This is a genomic window from Segatella maculosa OT 289, from assembly GCF_000243015.1.
Classification (GTDB): domain Bacteria; phylum Bacteroidota; class Bacteroidia; order Bacteroidales; family Bacteroidaceae; genus Prevotella; species Prevotella maculosa.
Window position 1 is genome coordinate 80702 of sequence record NZ_JH594500.1, and the last position, 2174, is coordinate 82875.

2 protein-coding genes and 2 pseudogenes are annotated in these 2174 nt (G+C 40.3%); all 4 read left to right on the forward strand.

What is annotated here, in order from left to right; all coding sequences use genetic code 11:
• Positions 1 to 162, forward strand: a pseudogene (locus HMPREF9944_RS13230) (IS982 family transposase); the annotation flags it as partial.
• Between the two features lie 39 nt (positions 163 to 201).
• Complete coding sequence (locus HMPREF9944_RS00245; protein WP_008563615.1) at positions 202 to 1548, forward strand: hypothetical protein; 1347 nt, start codon at positions 202 to 204, stop codon at positions 1546 to 1548.
• Positions 1549 to 1572: 24 nt separating this feature from the next.
• Complete coding sequence (locus tag HMPREF9944_RS00250) at positions 1573 to 1983, forward strand: hypothetical protein (RefSeq protein ID WP_044113098.1); 411 nt, start codon at positions 1573 to 1575, stop codon at positions 1981 to 1983.
• 97 nt (positions 1984 to 2080) lie between these two features.
• Positions 2081 to 2174, forward strand: a pseudogene (locus HMPREF9944_RS13540) (transposase); the annotation flags it as partial.

A 2174-nucleotide genomic window follows, 5' to 3' on the forward strand; every position in this document is an offset into this window, starting at 1 on the left:
GATGAACTTAAGAATATAGCGCAGGTAGAACATTCCCGACATAGGTGCTTCGACAATTTCATCGTCAACCTTCTGGGTGCCATTGCTGCCTATTGTCTATTTCCAAAGAAGCCATGCGTCAGAGTGCAAAGGACATTTGACACACAGCTTGCTTTATTCTAAATTCATCGAACTCACGTTAATTAATAAGGGAAGAATAGTATGGCAAACAAATTTATTATAAAAGGAATCCGTAAGTTCAATGAACAGAAGGTCATTGAAAACACCTTAATGCTCATCAACAAAGGGGATGATAATGAAGTTAAACGGCGGTATAATGAACCGACATGCGGTGAGGTGGAATCCTATACGTTAATGATTGAAGGGCTCTCGATTCAGGGCATTACAATAAAGCAGATGATAGGTGGTTGTGTTATTGTTGAACTGCCTTGGCTTGCTTCCGAAGCAGATGTCCGGTTATGTTATGCCTGTTTGAATGCCATCAAGAAAACTCATCGCGCTTCCAGAATTACTGAAGAGGACGAAAAAGATGCAAAGTTTAGTGACATTGATGCTCAGGAAGCATGGTGTCAACGTTCACATAATATGGAAGAATTACTTCGTAGGGGTGAGATCGTCGTTATTACAGGCGTAACTAGAGACTTCCATTTAGATCCCTCAAAATATGATGGTAAGGGTGTGACAGATGTATTCAATGATTTTGCAACATTACAGTGGACAAATCTGAATGCAGTAAATGTCAGGGAAGAAAAGCGTCATATCACTGACGATGAGGAACTGAGCTCCATCCGTGTGGTTGACAATGCGGAGGATGTATTTATTGGAGCCTGTCGGTATGTGGGCATGATGAGAGGGAACACCTGCAGGATGATAGTATTTGAAGACTTCTGTGAGTTAATGAAAGGTCAGGAAGGATTCCAACGGGTGGATGCAGCCCAAATTCTTCTTGGCAAGATGGAAGAAGATGTCTGGAACAACCTCTTTGATGAAGCTCAGGGAATTCTCCGCGATAATTTTCGTAAGACTTTTATCATGCGTTGGAATTCTGACATCAGCAACTACAAGCTTTCCGAATTTGAGGATGCGATGGGGGACTTCTTCGACGAGGGCTTTTACTATGACTGGAGCATCTGGGATTATCAGAAAGCTCATGTCGGGGATAGATTCTATATGATTCGTACTGGCGAAGGGAAAGAAGGAGTGGTTATGCGAGGTACCATTATCGGAACTCCATATCCTGATGAAGATTGGAGTGGGAGAGGACGTAAGGTATATTACATCCGAATGAGCTTAAGCCACATGGTACATCCTGAAAAAACGCCGCTGTTGCTTACAGTCGAAGATTTGAATAAAGGTGTTCCTGGATTCAACTGGAACAATGGTCATTCTGGTGAGATGCTGAATGATGAGCTGGCCTTTCAACTTGAAGAAGTTTGGCATAACTATGTTGAACATGTTCATCAGACTGCCATTGATGAAAAAATCGATGGTAAAGATCTCAATTCTGTCTATAAAGAGAAAGGTTGGAAAGCAACAGAGATTTATTAATCCCAGGGAGACCATCTTGAAACATTGATAGATTTGGACAATCTCCCTGCCATTTTCCAGCAGATTGGCAAATGGCCTCTATGCGGTAGCTCACATACTATAGTATCAAACGATGACTACAAAAATGAAGAAGGTGATGTTATTGCTGTCAGGACAGGAGAAGATATGGGACTGATGTCATTGTTGTTGAATAATGAAAAGAATCAGAGATTTGATTTCCTGACGTTATATCCCTGCCATAAAGGAACAAGACATATGATGACTATCAACAAGGTATTCGAATGGGATAATCAGGTAGAAGCCATTGTATGGGCTGAGACAGAAAATCTGTCATTGGCATTTTTTGCCACAGATTATTATTTGAATAAGGAAAAATACGCTATTGGTGCGACATTGAATATAGAACTTGCAGCTTCAGCATATAAAATAACGTGAGTTCGATGAATTATAAGTGTCTGTAAATTTGGTGATTAGCGAAATTTGTTGTAACTTTATAGTACTGATTTACAAAGAAATACAAACAAAAATCGCTATGATCACCGAGGACAAAGTTACGGAAATATTTTGTATGGCAGACGACTTCTGCAAGTTTTATGACGCAATGATGGCAAAATACACGCTAAAAC

Coding starts and splice junctions, on each gene's coding strand:
- HMPREF9944_RS00245 (WP_008563615.1), top strand. CDS start 202: ATGGCAAACAAATTTATTATAAAAGGAATCCGTAAGTTCAATGAACAG.